Source organism: Xanthomonas bromi (assembly GCF_900092025.1).
In the GTDB taxonomy this organism is placed as follows: domain Bacteria; phylum Pseudomonadota; class Gammaproteobacteria; order Xanthomonadales; family Xanthomonadaceae; genus Xanthomonas; species Xanthomonas bromi.
Genome location: NZ_FLTX01000011.1, coordinates 117,300 through 132,531, shown reverse-complemented (window position 1 = coordinate 132,531; position 15,232 = coordinate 117,300). Strand labels below are relative to the sequence as shown.

The window sequence follows — 15,232 nt, the reverse complement described above, 5'->3', positions numbered from 1 at the left end:
GGGTGTCGCTGCAGAATGCCGTGTTACTGGCCGGCACCGCGCTTGCCGACGCGGCTGCGGTGATGCGCGCAGGGAACCTGTCGCGCGCGTACACAGCGCCGCCGACTCGAGGGGGCTTGTTGGCGAACGGTTACACCAGGGTGGAGCGACGCTTCTCGTCGATCCACTTCGACGCCTGCGCCGGGGTGTAGTGCTGCATCCATTCCAGCATCTGCTCGATATCGTCGCCGTACCAAAGGTCGGCACGTTGGTCCGGATGCAGAAAACGCTCTTCCACCATGCGATCGATCATGCCGATCAAGGGTGCGTAGAAATTTTCGATATCCAGGAACGCACACGGCTTGTTGCCGATGCCGAGCTGGCGCCAGGTCAGCATCTCGAAGATCTCTTCCATGGTGCCGAAGCCGCCGGGCAGGGCGACGAACGCATCGGACAGCTCGAACATGCGCATCTTGCGCTCATGCATGGAGCCGACGATTTCCAGGCTGGTCAGCCCGCGATGCGCCACTTCCCAGTCGGCCAGCTGCTGCGGAATGACGCCAGTCACTTCGCCGCCGGCCGCCAGCACCGCATTGGCCACCGTGCCCATCAAGCCGACATTGCCGCCACCGTAGACCAAGCGCAGGCCCTGCGCAGCAATGCGCTGGCCCAGCGCGGTGGCGCGTTCGACATAGGCGGGTTTGTTGCCGGCGTTGGAGCCGCAGTAGACGCAGATGCTTTTCATCGGGGATTCGGGAGTCGGGAGTCGGGATTCGTCACAGCGCAAGCGGGCTGCGGGTTGCCTATGCGATGTCGGCAGGGCTGCGCTGAGGGGTACCGCGTTTCTTGCAGGGCTTAAAAACATAACGCCGGGCTTTCACCCGGCGTTGTGCCATCGCCGGGTGCGGGCCGGGGCCTGAATCCGCTGTTGCGAATCCCCAATCCCCAATCCGCTCATCCCGGCCTCAGTTGGCCTTGTGGATCGCCCGCTTGCTCACCGCCATCGCGGCGTCGTGGATGGCTTCGGACAGCGTCGGATGCGCGTGACAGATGCGTGCCAGGTCGTCGGCCGAGCCGTTGAATTCCATCGTCAGCACACCTTCGTGCACCAGCTCGGAGACGCCCACGCCGACCAGGTGCATGCCCAGCACGCGGTCGGTTTCGGCATCGGCGATCACCTTGACGAAGCCGGCCGGCTCGCCCATGGCCACCGCACGGCCAATCGCCGCGAACGGGAAGCTGCCGACCTTGTAGGCCACGCCCTCGGCCTTCAACTGCTGCTCGGTCTTGCCGACCCAGGCAATTTCCGGCTCGGTGTAGATGACCCAGGGAATGGTGTCGAAGTTGACGTGACCCGGCAGGCCGGCGATCAGTTCGGCCACCGCGATGCCTTCCTCGAAGCCCTTGTGCGCCAGCATCGGGCCGCGCACGCAGTCGCCGATCGCCCACACGCCGTCGACGCCGGTATGGCAATGGCCATCGACCTCGATCTGGCCGCGGTCGGTGACCTTGACGCCGGTGCCCTCGCCCAGCAGGTTCTTGGTCGCGGCCTTGCGGCCCACGGCCACCAGCAGCTTGTCCACGGTCAGGGTCTGCTCGCCCGCAGCGTCGGTGTAGCTGAGCACCACCTGCTTGGCGTCGCCGCTGCCGGTGATTTCGGTCTTGCTGACCTTGGCGCCCAGCTTGATGTCCAGGCCCTGCTTCTTGAATTCCTTCAACGCGGTCTTGGCCACTTCGGCATCGGCCAGCGCCAGGAAGTCCGGCAACGCTTCGAGGATGGTGACCTCGGCGCCCAAGCGCTTCCACACGCTGCCCAACTCCAGGCCGATCACGCCGGCACCGATCACGGCCATGCGCTTGGGCACGGCGGTGAAGTCCAGGCCGCCGACGTTGTCGACGATGGTGTCGCCCTCGAACTTGGCGAACGGCAGTTCGATCGATTCCGAACCGGCCGCCAGGATCACGTTGGTGCCCTTGAGCTCGATCTCGCCGCCTTCGTGCTGGGCGACCTTGACGATGTTGCCCGGCAGCAGCTGGCCGAAGCCGTAGTACGGGGTGATCTTGTTGGCCTTGAACAGCATCGCGATGCCGCCGGTGAACTGCTTCACGATCTTGTCCTTGCGGCCGATCATGGTGGGCACGTCCATCTTGGCGTCGTTGAAGCTGATGCCGTGGTCGCCGAACAGGTGACCCATGTTCCAGAACTGGCGCGAGGAATCCAGCAGCGCCTTGGACGGAATGCAGCCCACGCGCAGGCAGGTACCGCCCAGGGCGGGCTTGCCGTCCTTGCCGATTGCCGCGTCGATGCAGGCGACCTTCATGCCCAGCTGGGCTGCGCGAATCGCCGCGTGATAGCCGGCCGGACCGGCACCGATGACGACGACGTCGTAGTTTTCAGCCATTTCTAGAGTCCTTTGCCTTTCCCTTCTCCTGCGGGAGAAGGTGGCGCGTAGCGCCGGATGAGGGTGCGGCGGAGCGGGATGGCGCTGCCGACTGTGCTGCTGGGTTGGGGCGGGCACGCGGAGATGCAAGTGCACCCGTGCCCTCACCCTAACCCCTCTCCCGATGGGAGAGGGGCTTCAAGGCTTACAGACCAAACAACATCCGGCCCGGGTTTTCCAGCTGATTCTTGATGTCGACCAGGAACTGCACCGAATCCTTGCCGTCGATGATGCGGTGGTCGTAGGACAGCGCCAGATACATCATCGGGGCGATCACGACCTGGCCGTTCTCGGCGATCGGACGTTCCTTGATCGCGTGCATGCCCAGGATGGCGCTCTGCGGCGGGTTGATGATCGGGGTGGACAGCAGCGAGCCGAAGGTGCCGCCATTGGTGATGGTGAACGTACCACCCTGCAGATCGTCCAGACCCAACTTGCCGGCGCGCGCCTTGGCGGCGTAGTCGGCGATGCCCTGTTCGACCTCGGCAAACGACTGGCGCTCGACGTTACGCAGCACCGGCGTGACCAGGCCCTTCTCGGTCGACACCGCGATCGAGATATCGCTGTAGCCGTGATAGATGATGTCGTCGCCGTCGATCGAAGCGTTGACCAGCGGGAAGCGCTGCAGTGCGTTGGCGGCTGCCTTGACGAAAAAGCTCATGAAACCGAGCTTGATGCCGTGTGCCTTCTGGAACTCGTCCTGCAGTTCCTTGCGCGCAGCCGACACCTTGGCCAGATTCACCTCGTTGAAGGTGGTCAGCATCGCGGTGGAGTTCTTGGACTCCATCAGGCGCTTGGCGATGGTCTTGCGCACGCGGGTCATCGCCACGCGCTCTTCCGGACGGGCGCCGGAGGCCTTGCCCACACCGCCGGCCTTGGCGAAGTTCACGATGTCTTCCTTGGTCACCGCACCGCGGCGGCCAGTGCCTTCGACCTGCGCCGGGTCCACGCCCTGGGTGATCGCGGAGAACCGCGCACCCGGGGGCAGCGCATCGGCAGCGGACTTGGAGGCAGCGGCCGGCGCAGCGGCGGCAGCCGGTGCCGGCGCGGCAGCAGGAGCTGCGGCCGGTGCAGCTGCCTTCTTCTCTTCGGCCGGCGCGGCAGCAGCCACGGCGCCTTCTTCGATGATCGCCAGGATCTGGTTGCTGGTCACCGTGCTGCCGGCTTCGAACTTGATTTCCTTCAACACGCCGTCGACCGGCGAAGGAACTTCCAATACGACCTTGTCGGTTTCCAGGTCGACCAGATTCTCGTCGCGCTTGACCGCTTCACCGGCCTTCTTGTGCCAGCTGGCGATGGTGGCGTCGGAAACGGATTCGGGCAGTACCGGAACTTTGACTTCGGTGGCCATTCGGGGAGCGTCCTAGGGTTTTCGTTCTTTGGGGAAGAGGAGTTATTCAGCGACTTGGTCGTTGAACGGATTGAGTAGCGCATCGGCGACCAGCTTCTGCTGTTCGATGATGTGGTCGGCCATGTGGCCGGCGGCCGGCGAGGGCGAACGGGCACGGCCGGCGTAATGCAGGCTCTGACCGCTGGTCAGGCAGAAATTGAGGTGATGGCGGATCTGGTACCACGCACCCTGGTTCTGCGGTTCTTCCTGGCACCACACCACGTCGGTGGCGTTGGCGTAGCCCTTGAGCTCGGCGGCCAGCTGCGCACGCGGGAACGGGTACAACTGCTCGATGCGCAGGATGGCCACATCGTCCTGGCCGCGCTTGGTCTGGTCTTCGAGCAGGTCGTAATAGACCTTGCCCGAGCACAGCACCACGCGCTTGACCTTGGCCGCGTTGGCCTTGGCATCCGGGATCAGGTGCTGGAATTGCCCGTCGGCCAGGTCTTCCAGGCTCGATACCGCCAGCTTGTGGCGCAGCAGCGACTTGGGCGTCATCACCACCAGCGGCTTGCGGGTGGTCATGCGCATCTGGCGGCGGATCATGTGGAAGCACTGCGCCGGCGTGGTCGGCACGCACACCAACATATTTTCCAGCGCGCACAGCTGCAGGAAGCGTTCAAGGCGTGCGGAGCTGTGTTCCGGGCCTTGCCCTTCGTAGCCGTGCGGCAGGAACAGCGACAGACCCGCGATGCGGCCCCACTTGGCTTCGCCGGCGGCGATGAACTGGTCGATCACCACCTGCGCGCCGTTGGCGAAGTCGCCGAACTGCGCTTCCCACACGCACAGCGCGTTCGGATCGGTGGTGGAGTAGCCGTATTCGAAGCCCATCACCGCTTCTTCGCTCAGCAACGAGTCGATGACGGTGGCGTCTTCCGGGTTCTGCACCAGCTGGCGCAGCGGCAGGTAGTAGTTGTCGGTCTTCTGGTCGTGCAGGATCGCGTGACGGTGGAAGAACGTGCCACGACCGGCGTCCTGGCCGACCAGACGCAGCTTGTGGCCTTCGGCCAGCAGCGTAGCGTAGGCCAGGTTTTCGGCAAAGCCCCAGTCGCCGAGCTGATCGCCGGCGGCCATCTTGACGCGATCTTCGTAGATCTTCGCCACGCGGGCGTGCAGCTCGACGCCTTCGGGGATGGTGGTGATCAGCTTGGCCAGACGGTCCAGCTGCGCGCGCTGGACGCGCGTATCGACCGGATCGGCGGCGGTGCCGACCAGATACTTGGACCACTCGATGGCGAATTCGTCCGGCTTGCGCTTGGCAAGTTCGGTGGTGTATTCGCCCGAATCGAGCTTGTTGCGATAGCCGTCCACCAGCGCCTTGGCCTCGTCGGCGCTCAGCACGCCGTCGCTTTCCAGCCTGGCGGCGTACAGCTCGCGGGTGGTCTTGTGCTTGCGGATGGTCTGGTACATCACCGGCTGTGTCGCTGCCGGTTCGTCGGCCTCGTTATGGCCCCAACGGCGGTAGCAGACCAGGTCGATGACCACGTCCTTCTTGAACTGCTGGCGGAATTCGTAGGCCAGCTTGGACACGAACATCACCGCGTCCGGGTCGTCGCCGTTCACGTGGAAAACCGGCGCGCCGATCATCTTGGCCACGTCGGTGCAATACAGCGTGGAGCGGGCGTCGTCGCGGGTGCTGGTGGTGAAGCCGATCTGGTTGTTGATGACGATGTGCACGGTGCCGCCGACCGCGAAACCGCGCGCCTGCGACATCTGGAACAGCTCCATCACCACGCCTTGGCCGGCGAATGCGGCATCGCCGTGGATCAGGATCGGCAGCACGGTCTTGCGTTCGGCATCGCCGAAGCGTTCCTGGCGCGAGCGCACGCTGCCGACCACGACCGGGTCAACGATTTCCAGGTGCGAGGGGTTGAACGCCAGCGCGAGATGCACCTGCTTGTCGGTGCCGACCGCGATATCGGCCGAGAAACCCATGTGGTACTTGACGTCGCCGGTATGCGCGCGGTCGTCGTGGGCATGCTCGAACTTGCCTTCGAATTCGTCGAACAGCTTGCGCGGGTTCTTGCCCAGCGTATTGACCAGCACGTTGAGGCGGCCGCGGTGGGCCATGCCGATCACGATGTCCTTGACCTGATCGTTGCCGGATTGGCGAATGATCTCGTCCATCATCGGAATCAGCGAATCGCCGCCTTCCAGCGAGAAGCGCTTCTGGCCGACGTATTTGGTGTGCAGGTAGCGCTCCAGGCCTTCGGCGGCGGTGAGCCGCTCCAGGGTGCGCTTGCGGCTGGCCGCATCGCCGGCGATCTTGCCGCCGGCATCTTCCAGGCGCTTGTAGATCCACTGGCGCTGGTCGAATTCCTGGATGTGCATGAACTCTGCGCCGATGGTGCTGGCGTAGGTCGCCTTCAGGCGCGTCAGCAGATCCTTCAGCTTCATCCGCGGCTGGCCGCCGACGCCGCCGGTGCTGAACTCGCTGTCCATGTCAGCCTGCGACAGGCTGTGGAACGGCAGGTCCAGATCGGGCGGGTTGACCGGCGGGGTCAGGCCCAGCGGATCGAGCTGCGCGCCGAGGTGACCGCGGGCGCGGTAGGCAGTGATCAGGCGGCCGACATTGCGCTCGCGCTCGTCGCTGGCACCTGCGCCAATTCCGGCATTGGCGGCCTGCTTGGAGGCGGAGAGAATGTGGGCGATAGCTGCCGAGTGCGGAACATCACCGGCACTGCGACCTTCGAAACCATCGAAGTAGTTCTTCCACTTCGGATCGACACTGTCCGGGGCGACGAGGTACTGCTCGTACAGATCCTCGATATAGGCGGCGTTGCCGCCGGCGAGTTGCGATGACTGCGCGAACTGCTTTAGGAGATTATCCACGATGGTAAGTCGGGTCTGCTGTGGGGATGATTGTGCGGAAGCGGCAGGGCGAGATGCCCTATCGGTCGGTCTCAAATCTCGAAAAATTATACCCCCTTGTGCTTGTGAGGGGGCGTCTGCGAGCTGACCGGCGGGGTAGACCAATTGCGCGCACGCCTACGTGGGAGGGGCGCTGCGGCGTCAGATGCCGAGCGCGCGTGGCTCGTTCCAAAGCGCGCTGCGCTCCCATATCTGCGCGAATTCGCGCTCTAACTGGCGGCTGCGCGCTGCACCGGACAACCAGGTTTCGCCATCATCGAAGCGATGACCTGTTGAACGAAAGTAGTAGGCGTCGTCGCCGACAACATAGACCGATGCAAAACTTGCATCGACCGGGTCGCTGATTGCGCGGAACCGGAACACGCTGGGCAGGCGTTGTGCCAGCCGCAGCATTGCACTGTTCCCCGCGTTGGCGCTGGCGGGGTCCTGTACCAAGACATGCACGCGCTTGTCGTGGCGGGCGGTGGCGAAACGGCGCAGCGCATCGAGCACCACGGCGTTGTCGAACAGGGGCGGGTCCAGGGCGCGGGTGTAGATCAGCACCTGGCGGCGCGCGGCGTAGAGCAGACCAGTGGTGGCGGCCAGCGCTGCGGTGAGGGTCTCCACTGCCATCGGGCCGTCGAGGCGACGGTGCACGACGATGCCGGGCGCAGCGTGTGTCTGGCCGACGCGCTCGGGGAAGGGGAGTGGGGTGGTGTCGGGCAGGAAGCCCTGGCGTGCGAAGAGCGCCTCCGCGTTGGGGCTGGGGCTCGCGTGCAGGCTGGGCCAGCCGTGCTGCCGGGCCGTGCCGACGGCGGCAGCGAGCAATTGATCCGCCAATCCGCGGCGGCGCCAGTCGGGTAGAACGCCGAGCCGGTCGAGACGGCGGTCGGCGGTGAGCCGCACCGAGGCGATCAGCTGGCCTTCGATGCGCGCGGCCAGATGCAGGCTAAGCGGATCCAGTGCATCCCATTCGCCACCGCTGGTCTCGCCAGCGGTGGCGCAGGCTAGCCGCAGCGCACGCAGCGCCGCGGCGTCGGCGGCCGGGTGCAGCGTGACGATCTGCGGGCTGGCGTGTGGGGTCATGCAGGTTTGGTGGTGTCTTCGCTGTCGTCGGATTCGGCGTCGTCGGCGATGTCGCGCTCGTCGTCCTGCTCGGCCTGGGCGTCATCCCCGCGTTCGACATCGGCATCCAGCGCCTCTGCCGGGTTGTCGGCGTCGTCGGCGACCTGTTCGACATCCACGTCGGCAGCGATGTCCTCGTGCGCTTCCGGCACATCGTCGTCGGCGTCTTCGTCGTCGTGGTAGGAAGATACGCTCAATGCATGCGCGTGGTCATCGTCGGCGATGTCTCCGTCGGCGTCTTCGTGGGCGCGCTGGTAGTGGCCCCGTGCCAGCAGCTCCAGCACCACCTCACGCCCGCGCGGCGACAACTGCGCATACAGTGCGCCGTCGATCTCTTCGGCCGCGGCCAGACGGGACGCATCCTTGGCCGACAGCGCAAACTCCAGGCCGCTGCAGAACAGCGTGGCGCCGCGCTTGGCACGCCGCCAGGCCAGCCGCGACCAGGGGTGACGATGCAGCAGCACGCCTTCTTCCAAGGCCTGCTCCACCGCTTCGCGCGGAATCGGTTCCGGGGCCGGCACCACGTCGCCGGAGGCGCGATAGGTGGTCATGAAACGGCCGAACCAGTCGCCCAGGCGATCGGGGTCGTTCATGCGCAGCGCATTGAGTGCGGCGACCACGCGGTTCATTGCGGTGACGTCGATCTCGTACGGGTCGGCCGGGACCTTGAGGTCTTCATCGTGGTAGCGCACGCTCTCGTCGGCATCGGCGATCAAGGTGTCCAGGTAATCGCCGATCAGCTCCGCCGACGACGGGGCGCGGGTGCCGATGGAGAAGGTCAGGCAGGCGTCTTCGGCCACACCGTGGTGGGGAATCAACGGCGGCAGATACAGCATGTCGCCCGGACCCAGCACCCAGTCGTGGGTGGGCTTGAACTCGCGCAGCAGCTTCAGCTCGACATCGTCGCGGAACGCCAGCGGGGTGGCTTTGCGGCCCTGGACGGTGCGTGCGTCGATCTGCCAGCGGCGGTGGCCCTGGCCCTGCAGCAGGAACACGTCGTAATGGTCGACATGTGCGCCCACCGAGCCGCCGGTGGCGGCGAAGCTGATCATGATGTCGTCGATGCGCCAGCGCGGCAGGAAGCGGAAGTGCTCCAGCACGGCGCGCACGTCCGCGTCCCATTTGTCCACGTCCTGCACCAGCAGGGTCCAGTCGTGGTCGGGCAGGCCGGGGAAATCGGTTTCCTGGAATGGACCCGTGCGCACATCCCAGCCGTCGGTGGCGCGGTCGTGGCGGATCAGGCGCGCCAGCACGCCGTCTTCGCAGGCCAGGCCAGCCAGGTCTTCCGGCTGCAATGGCGAGGCGAAATCCGCGAACGCGTTGCGGATCAGCAGCGGGTGCTTGTGCCAGTAATGACGCAGGAAACGCTCGACCGGCATGCCCAGCGGCTGTCCCGGACGGGCCTGGACTTCGATGGCAAGTGGGGTCGCTTTACGTACGGCCATTTGGGGGTCCTTACACGGTGTAAAAAAGAGTGGGGGGGCGCGGCATCGGCGCGCAGATGGCCTATTGTCGACTGGCCGAGCCGGATATGCACCTGCGCGGCGCGCCGGTGCCTCGTTCGCCGCCGCAGTGCTGGTCAGCGTGTCCGATGGCTTAGTGGTCTGATGGCTGTGCGAGCGGCGGGGTGCTGCGTGCCGCGCATGGCCGATCGCCGCGCGCGCGTAACGCGCCGGCACGCATCACATCACTTGGTTACCGCTGCCGCGGTCGTCCAGTGTGGGTTTGCTGGATGGGTTGACGGTGTTGTCGTTGCCTGAAAACCGCACCTGTTTCACTTCGCGTGCCAGCACAAGATTCTTGTTGCCCTGGATGTTCACGCGATCGACATTGGTCAGATTGAGCGTGTTGTCGTGACCGGTCACGCTGAGCTGACCAAGTTGCTTGTTGAGTACCGTGAAGTTGCTTCCCTCCACCCGAATGCTGCGCGCGGCGTCAACATTACATTGCGCCACGTGAGGCAGTGATGGTGACCGCGCCGCATTCGCCGTGCAGGATCCACTCGCTGTCGTTGCGGGTCAGCCGGACGTCCTTGCCGACGCAGTCTGCGCCGCTGGCCGGATCGGTCAACGTGGGCGACACCGCCGACAGCGCCTGCGCGGCAGGTCCGTCGCCACCGCATGCGCTCAGCGCAACGACGCTTGCCAGCGTCAACAGGGACAGTGCTGTGTGAGTGACCCGCATCGCCGATCTCCTGATGAGTGAGGCCGGCACGATAGCAGTCCGGTTCGGTCACCATGTGCAGGCCATCGTCCGCTGTCCAGGCCGGTCTCGATATGTCGTGCGTGCGTGCGGCGCGTGTCGTGGCGTAGGTATCACCGAACTCGGAGGTGCTTCATCTGCATGCAGTGATGCCGAAGAACCCTCGCCGATGATCGTCAATGACGTGACCCGGCCCCCGCGCACAAAGGGCGGGGCGGTCAGTTCAGATCGCGCGCGCCAGCTGTTCGGCCAGGCCGGTATAGGCGCCCGGGGTGAGCGCACGCAGGCGCTGCTTGTCTTCGTCCGGCAATTGCAGACTTTCGACGAAGGCTTGCATCGAGGCGGCGGTGATGCCCTGGCCGCGGGTCAGCGCCTTGAGTTGTTCATACGGATTGGGCAAGCCGTGACGGCGCATCACCGTCTGCACGGCTTCGGCCAGCACTTCCCAGGCCGCATCTAGGTCCGCATCCAGACGCTCGGGGTTGACGGTGAGTTTGCCCAGGCCCTTGGCCAGCGAATCCAGCGCCACCTGGGTGTGGCCGAAGGCAGTACCGAGTGCGCGCAGCACGGTGGAATCGGTGAGGTCGCGCTGCCATCGACTGATCGGCAACTTGGCGGAAAAATGTTCGAACAGCGCGTTGGCGATGCCGAAATTGCCTTCGGCATTTTCGAAGTCGATCGGGTTGACCTTGTGCGGCATGGTCGAGGAGCCGACTTCGCCCTCTTTGAGCTTCTGCTTGAAATAGCCCAGCGAGATGTAACCCCAGATATCGCGCGCCAGATCGATCAGGATGGTATTGGCGCGGCGGCTGGCATCGCCGATTTCGGCCACATTGTCGTGCGGCTCGATCTGCGTGGTGTACGGGTTGAACACCAGGCCCAGGCTCTCGACGAAACGCTGTGCGAACGCCGCCCAGTCCAGGTCCGGATACGACACCAGATGCGCGTTGTAGTTGCCGACCGCGCCGTTGATCTTGCCGGTGAGCTCGACCGCCGCGATCTGCTTGCGCTGGCGCTCCAGACGCGCGACCACGTTGGCGATTTCCTTGCCCAGCGTGGTGGGCGAGGCGGTCTGGCCGTGGGTGCGCGACAGCATCGGCTGGCCGGCCTGGGCGTGGGCGAGCGAGCGCAGCGCAGCGGTGATGCCGTCCAGACTGGGCAGCAGCACCTCGCGGCGTGCCTGCTCCAGCATCAGGCCGTAGCTGAGGTTGTTGATGTCCTCGCTGGTGCAGGCGAAATGCACGAATTCCAGTGCCGGGCCCAGCTCGGCGTCGTCGGTGAGCTGCTCCTTGATGAAGTACTCCACCGCCTTGACGTCGTGGTTGGTGGTGCGCTCGATCTCCTTGACGCGGGCGGCATGCGTGACGTTGAAGCCATCGGCCAGCGCGCGCAGGCGCTGCGTGGCAGGGGCCGAGAACGGCGCCAGCTCGGCGATGCCCGGCTCGGCCGCAAGGGCCAGCAGCCATTCGATTTCGACCTTGACCCGCGCCTTGATCAGGCCGTATTCGGAGAAGATCGGGCGCAGCGCATCCACCTTGGAGGCGTAGCGGCCATCGAGCGGGGACAGGGCGAGCAGGGTAGAGTCCGACATGGGCAAGAGAGGCAGCGGCGACGGTGGGGCCAGCATTCTACGCCGCCGGCGCTGCGGTCAGGCCCAGTGCGCTGCAAAGCGGGCCGCCGAGCCCACGCCAGCGCGGCCTGAACGGCGGGCGACCTGTGCAGCAGCGGAGCCCGACACAGCGCGACGTACACTTTATGGTAAAGCTCTCCGCGCTGTCCGGTCTGCCATGCGTCCGATCTTCGCTCGCCTCGCCATCGCGATTCTGCCCGCCGCGCTGCCCGCCGCTGCGCGGGATGCCGACTTCGCGGCGCAGGCGGCGGCGTTGTATCGCACCGTGCCCGCGATCACTGCTTGCCGTGCCGGAGAGCTGCAGCCGGCGCAGCGACAACGCGTGCTGGCGCTGATCAACGACATCCGTCGCTTGCACGGTCTCGACGCGGTCGACGACGACCCGGCGGCCGAGCCCGAAGCCACCCAGGCGGCCTTGGTCATTGCCGCCAACGGCCGCCTCAGCCATACGCCGACGCCGGACTGGCGCTGCTATTCCGCCACGGCGGCAAAGGGCGCGCGCCGTAGCCTGATCTATGGCGGGGTCAGCTCGCCGCTACTGCGGTTTTCCAGCGTCGAACAGATCGTGATCGAGTGGCTGACCGATGCCAACAATGTCAGCGCTGGCGGACTGGGACACCGCCGCTGGCTGCTGGATCCGTTTCTGCGACGCGTCGGCTTCGGCATGGTGGCCGGCCGCGACGGCTCCGCGTTCAGTAGCGGTGCCGCGCTGCGCATCGTTCCGGCACTCGGCGTCGCCGCGCGGACGCGCGACGATTTCATCGCCTGGCCGATCGGCGAGTATCCGCGTCGCTACTACGCCGACGATGCGCTGTTGTCGTTCACCGCATTGCCGGACCGCAACCGCAAGTTCGCCAATCGCGATGTCGACTACGCCGATGTGCAGGTGCAGATCAGCGAGCGCGGTGGACGCCAATTGCAGGTGCGCAACCTGAGCCACGACAACGAGGGTTTCGGGGTGCCCAACAGCCTGCAGTTCCGGGTGCCGCGCTTGCAGCCGGGTGTGATCTACGACGTGACCATCCGCACGGTGCGGTTCGGCGGGCAGTCGCGCGACTACCGCTACTGGTTTCGCATCGGCGAAGCGTCTCGCGTGTCCGCTGAATGAATCGACGGCGTCGCCGGCCCCGGTGCCGACGTCGCCCACCGGTCGCACCGTGATGGTCTGGATGCGGTGGCCGGCCATGCGCCGTACGGTCAGCACGTGGCCGTCCAGCTCCGGGGTCTCGCCTTCCTCGGGTAGCCGCTGCAACCGGTACACCATCAACCCGCCGACCGAATTGACGTGATCCGGGGCGCTCAGGTCCTGGCCGAGCAGGCGTTCCAGGCGGAAGATCGAGGTGCTGCCGGCCACCAGCGACATCCTCGCAACGCAGCGAGCGAGTATCGTAGAGAGCCTCGCCAGCGTGGGCACGCCCGCTGCCAGCCATCCATCACCACAACCCAATCAGTGCGGAGAGTGCAGATGAGCGAACGTTTCAGGACCGAACACGACAGCATGGGCGAACTGCAGGTGCCCGCCGATGCGTTGTGGGGCGCGCAGACCCAACGTGCAGTGCAGAATTTCCCGGTGTCCGGGCAGCCGATGCCGCGTGGTTTCATTCGCGCGCTGGGCTTGATCAAGGCGGCCGCCGCCGGCGTCAACGCCGAGCTTGGATTGCTGCCGAAGTCGATTGGCAAGACGGTACAGGCGGCTGCGCTGCAGGTGGCCGATGGCAGCTTCGATGCGCAGTTTCCCATCGATGTGTACCAGACCGGTTCGGGCACCTCGTCCAACATGAATGCCAATGAGGTGATCGCCACATTGGCCACGCGCGCCGGCAAGGACGCGGTGCATCCCAACGACCACGTCAACCTCGGCCAGAGCTCAAACGACGTCGTGCCGACGGCCATTCGCGTCTCGGCATTGCTCGCCGTGCAGGAACACCTGCAACCGGCGCTCAAGCATCTGCGCAAGACCATCGACAAGCGCGCGAAATCGCTGGACAAGGTCGTCAAGACCGGTCGTACGCACTTGATGGATGCGATGCCGCTGACGTTCGGTCAGGAGTTCGGTGCATGGTCGGCGCAGCTGAGTTCGGCGCAGGCGCGTATCGACGATGCGCTCAAGCGCTTGCGGCGGTTGCCGCTGGGCGGCACCGCGATCGGGACCGGCATCAACGCCGATCCGCGTTTCGGCGACAAGGTGGCCAAGGCCTTGTCCAGCCTGAGCGGCGCCAAGTTCGAAAGCGCGGAAAACAAGTTCGAAGGGCTCGCCGCACAGGACGATGCGGTGGAATTGTCCGGCCAGCTCAACGCGCTGGCGGTGGCGCTGATCAAGATCGCAAACGATTTGCGCTGGATGAATGCCGGCCCCTTGGCGGGTCTGGGCGAAATCGAATTGCCGGCGCTGCAGCCGGGCAGTTCGATCATGCCGGGCAAGGTCAATCCGGTGATTCCCGAAGCCACCGTGATGGCGTGCGCGCAAGTCATCGGCCACCACACCGCGATCACCGTGGCCGGGCAGACCGGTAACTTTCAATTGAACGTGACGCTGCCATTGATCGCCTACAACCTGCTGGATTCGATCACCTTGTTGGGCAACGTCTCGCGTCTGCTGGCCGACACGGCGATTGCCGGGCTGAAGGTGCGTCAGGAGCGCGTGCGCGAGGCGCTGGACCGCAATCCCATTCTGGTGACGGCGCTGAATCCGATCATCGGGTACGAAAAGGCGGCGGCCATCGCCAAGCGTGCCTACAAGGAGCAGCGGCCGGTTCTCGATGTGGCCAAGGAAGACAGCGGGCTCAGCGAAGCGGAACTGCGGCGATTGCTCGACCCGGCCGCGTTGACGCGTGGCGGCATCCAGGCCGGCGGTGGTAGCGGCGGCTGATCGCGACGGATGCATGCATCAGCGCCCCGGTACGCGATGAGGTGCGATCGATCCTCATCGCGCGCCAGCGCTCCTACCGGGTTCTCGCTGCTTTTGTCGTCGCTTGGCGACGCTGCTTGAGCGTCAGTGCCGCTCGGCCTGTACGTTGCTGAAACTCTCGCGATACGGCTGCAGCGAGGGAATTTCATCCAGTAATTCGCCACTGAGCGTCTGGATCTGCGGTGTGGCGGTCAACTTGATCGATTTGTACTCCGGATCCGGACCAGCTTCGTTGACCGCCTGCTGACGCAACATTTGCAGGTGGCCGAACAGCAGTTGCAACTTGGCGCGTGTCGGTTCTTTTTGCGGCAGCGCGATGTCGTCGATCTTGAGCGTGCCGTCGGGGGTGATTTCGGCGTTGGCAGCCGGCGGGCGACGGATCATCACCGATTGCGTGGTGATCGCAACGCGCGGCTTGCCGCGTTCGGCACGGCGGGACGATTGGTCGCCGCAGGCGGCGAGCGTGCACAGCAGAAGCGCCATGCAGAGCATCACGAACTTGTTCATGGGGTCGATGCACTGAGGAGAGCGCACTAGTGTAATCCGGCTCCGGTCCGCGGATCGGCCAAGTGGCCGCCCAACGCCTGCCCAACATGTCGCAGGGCATCGACCGTTTGGTCCCCGTGCACGCAGCGTCGTGTCGCGGCGCCTTCTCGATGATCGAACAGCAGCTACGCAGGCCTGGCCATGCGCAGCCACCTGGTGGC

10 protein-coding genes and 2 pseudogenes are annotated in these 15,232 nt (G+C 65.4%); 2 read left to right on the top strand and 10 right to left on the bottom strand.

The window, feature by feature from the left end; translation table 11 throughout:
• Positions 1-130: 130 nt before the first annotated feature.
• The 8 genes and pseudogenes from XBLMG947_RS04735 to purB form a co-directional block, all read right to left on the bottom strand.
• Complete coding sequence (locus tag XBLMG947_RS04735; RefSeq protein ID WP_065466621.1) at positions 131-724, bottom strand: LOG family protein; 594 nt, start codon at positions 722-724, stop codon at positions 131-133.
• Positions 725-944: 220 nt separating this feature from the next.
• On the bottom strand, positions 945-2,381 hold the full coding sequence (gene lpdA, locus XBLMG947_RS04730; RefSeq protein ID WP_065466620.1) for a dihydrolipoyl dehydrogenase: 1,437 nt from the start codon (positions 2,379-2,381) through the stop codon (positions 945-947).
• Positions 2,382-2,565: 184 nt separating this feature from the next.
• Positions 2,566-3,771, bottom strand: coding sequence for a dihydrolipoyllysine-residue succinyltransferase (gene sucB, locus XBLMG947_RS04725; RefSeq protein ID WP_065466619.1), 1,206 nt, complete (start codon positions 3,769-3,771; stop codon positions 2,566-2,568).
• Between the two features lie 42 nt (positions 3,772-3,813).
• A complete protein-coding gene (locus XBLMG947_RS04720; protein WP_065466618.1) occupies positions 3,814-6,642 on the bottom strand; it encodes a 2-oxoglutarate dehydrogenase E1 component in 2,829 nt (942 codons plus the stop codon).
• A 180-nt stretch (positions 6,643-6,822) separates the two neighbouring features.
• Complete coding sequence (locus XBLMG947_RS04715; protein ID WP_065466617.1) at positions 6,823-7,746, bottom strand: GNAT family N-acetyltransferase; 924 nt, start codon at positions 7,744-7,746, stop codon at positions 6,823-6,825.
• Complete coding sequence (locus XBLMG947_RS04710; RefSeq protein WP_065466616.1) at positions 7,743-9,230, bottom strand: ribosomal protein uL16 3-hydroxylase; 1,488 nt, start codon at positions 9,228-9,230, stop codon at positions 7,743-7,745. The genes XBLMG947_RS04715 and XBLMG947_RS04710 overlap by 4 nt, the downstream gene beginning before the upstream one ends.
• 237 nt (positions 9,231-9,467) lie before the next feature.
• Positions 9,468-9,969, bottom strand: a pseudogene (locus XBLMG947_RS23480) (DUF3060 domain-containing protein).
• 241 nt (positions 9,970-10,210) lie between these two features.
• Complete coding sequence (gene purB, locus XBLMG947_RS04700; RefSeq protein ID WP_065466615.1) at positions 10,211-11,578, bottom strand: adenylosuccinate lyase; 1,368 nt, start codon at positions 11,576-11,578, stop codon at positions 10,211-10,213.
• A gap of 196 nt (positions 11,579-11,774) precedes the next feature.
• On the opposite strand from purB, the gene XBLMG947_RS04695 reads away from it, so the two are divergent.
• The gene (locus tag XBLMG947_RS04695) at positions 11,775-12,725 is read left to right on the top strand and encodes a CAP domain-containing protein (RefSeq protein ID WP_065466614.1); all 951 of its coding nucleotides are present in this window, start codon (positions 11,775-11,777) and stop codon (positions 12,723-12,725) included.
• A gap of 30 nt (positions 12,726-12,755) precedes the next feature.
• Here the strand turns inward: XBLMG947_RS04695 and XBLMG947_RS21100 are convergent.
• Positions 12,756-12,974, bottom strand: a pseudogene (locus XBLMG947_RS21100) (transporter associated domain-containing protein); the annotation flags it as partial.
• Between the two features lie 108 nt (positions 12,975-13,082).
• Between XBLMG947_RS21100 and XBLMG947_RS04690 the strand changes: the two are divergent.
• Positions 13,083-14,486 carry a class II fumarate hydratase gene (locus XBLMG947_RS04690; protein WP_065466613.1) on the top strand — a complete coding sequence of 468 codons (1,404 nt, stop codon included), beginning with the start codon at positions 13,083-13,085 and terminating at the stop codon, positions 14,484-14,486.
• A 123-nt stretch (positions 14,487-14,609) separates the two neighbouring features.
• Here the strand turns inward: XBLMG947_RS04690 and XBLMG947_RS04685 are convergent, their stop codons facing one another.
• Entirely contained in the window at positions 14,610-15,032 is a 423-nt protein-coding gene (locus XBLMG947_RS04685; RefSeq protein ID WP_065466612.1) for a hypothetical protein, read from the bottom strand.
• Positions 15,033-15,232 lie beyond the last annotated feature (200 nt).

Bases quoted from the DNA above. Each gene is read 5' to 3' on its own strand.
- XBLMG947_RS04735 (WP_065466621.1), bottom strand. From the start codon at position 724: ATGAAAAGCATCTGCGTCTACTGCGGCTCCAACGCCGGCAACAAACCC.
- lpdA (WP_065466620.1), bottom strand. From the start codon at position 2,381: ATGGCTGAAAACTACGACGTCGTCGTCATCGGTGCCGGTCCGGCCGGC.
- sucB (WP_065466619.1), bottom strand. From the start codon at position 3,771: ATGGCCACCGAAGTCAAAGTTCCGGTACTGCCCGAATCCGTTTCCGAC.
- XBLMG947_RS04715 (WP_065466617.1), bottom strand. From the start codon at position 7,746: ATGACCCCACACGCCAGCCCGCAGATCGTCACGCTGCACCCGGCCGCC.
- XBLMG947_RS04710 (WP_065466616.1), bottom strand. From the start codon at position 9,230: ATGGCCGTACGTAAAGCGACCCCACTTGCCATCGAAGTCCAGGCCCGT.
- purB (WP_065466615.1), bottom strand. From the start codon at position 11,578: ATGTCGGACTCTACCCTGCTCGCCCTGTCCCCGCTCGATGGCCGCTAC.
- XBLMG947_RS04695 (WP_065466614.1), top strand. From the start codon at position 11,775: ATGCGTCCGATCTTCGCTCGCCTCGCCATCGCGATTCTGCCCGCCGCG.
- XBLMG947_RS04690 (WP_065466613.1), top strand. From the start codon at position 13,083: ATGAGCGAACGTTTCAGGACCGAACACGACAGCATGGGCGAACTGCAG.
- XBLMG947_RS04685 (WP_065466612.1), bottom strand. From the start codon at position 15,032: ATGAACAAGTTCGTGATGCTCTGCATGGCGCTTCTGCTGTGCACGCTC.